1 protein-coding gene is annotated in these 1,562 nt (G+C 46.4%); it reads right to left on the bottom strand.

Going from position 1 to position 1,562, the window contains the following annotated elements:
• On the bottom strand, window positions 1-1,562 hold a 1,562-nt coding region (locus ACFIJZ_RS09745), incomplete at both ends, for a hemagglutinin repeat-containing protein (RefSeq protein WP_375631956.1).

Here is a 1,562-nt window from a genome sequence, read left to right on the forward strand (position 1 = left end):
TGTCACACCAGCAAAAGACTTTTCATGCTTTTCTTTTGCGTTAGAGGTATCATAGCTTTCTGATAGGGTGATATTATTGCCGGCATCCATGTTGACATCACGATCCGCCGAAACAATGGCTGCTTGCATATTTACATCATTGTCAGCAGTAATCTGCACATCTTGGCGTGCCGTGATGTGTGATTGTGTGGAAGTGGTTTCCCATTGATCGCCCGTATCTTTGGCGCTTGCAATTCCAACACCTACAGAAGCACCGCTGTTGCTCTTTTCAAATTGAATGCCAAAGCCTGTGCGTTCTTCCTTTGAGCTTGAGGAATGGCTATTATGACCAACAAGCACATTCACATCACGAGCTGCCGAAAGGTTAATATTCTCACCTGCAAGATCAGAGCCAACAATTTTCACATCTTTTTTCTTGGCAGTGATGTTGATCGTGCCATCCGCATTGAGAGAAGAGCCTTGATGTTCAAAACTCTCTTCATTTTCTGTCTTTCCCTCACTCCCGTATATCGACACAAAGCCCTTGCCTGATCCCACACCAAAACCTGTTTCATGCTCCTCTGAATGGCTTTTATGGTGATCTGTCATGCCATCAATCGTCACACTTTCTCCGCTCACATTGATATCTTGACCGGAAAGAAGATGAGAAGCAGAAATCTTGGCTTCTCCTTGTGCGTCTAACACGATGTTGCCCGTTGCCCCAAGGATAGAGGAGACCGTTGTGGTATGCGATTGAGATGTATCGGACGATTTCTCATGCAAAAAGCCACTTGATGACGATTGTGCTTGCTGATCCAAGTGTTCTTGGGCGCCTTTTATGACAATCTTTCCCCCAGAGTGAATGGTAATATCCGCTTGTTTCTGTTCTCCTGGTGCTTTCTCTCCTGACGTTTCCTCTGCCTTACCGGCTACGAGCGTCGAGGCTAAAACTTCCGTGTTGTTTCCGGAATCAATGGCAATGCCTTCACCCCCTGTTATGCTTGACCCCACAACTTGGCTCACATCCATCTTGTTATGCTCAGATTTGCTGCTACTAAACACCCCACCGTCTTTGTGATACGACATCTCATAATGTAAGCTATCCTCTGCATTATTGATCAGGACATCGTTGCTGGCTTTCAGCCCTACCTTGCCATCAGCCGCAATGGAACTACCTGTAATGCTAAGATCATGCGGTTTGCCATCCTGCCCTGTAATGACCGTGGTATCACCTCCCGATTTTATCGAAGATCCAACCGCATGAGAAGCTTGCATGTCCACTTTCGTGTTTTTGGTGCGAAGATGATACTCCATCTCATCGTTTCTCACCCCTATTGTTATCTCCCCTTGGGCACCAAGACCAACATTGCCCTTGGCATCTATATCGGAAGCAGCAATATGGATATCTTTTCCAGAGAGAACAGTGGTCTCTTTTCCAGAACTTAAATGAGAGCCATTGTGCACGGCGACATGAAAGGTTTGATCCCCGCGATGGCTATTGGCACTGTTGCGTGTGGCATCAATCGAAACATTGCTCTCAGCTTGCAAGAGAAGTTTATCCGTTGCTTGAACATCAGAGCCTA

The organism is Bartonella sp. CL70QHWL (assembly GCF_042194855.1).
Lineage (GTDB): Bacteria > Pseudomonadota > Alphaproteobacteria > Rhizobiales > Rhizobiaceae > Bartonella.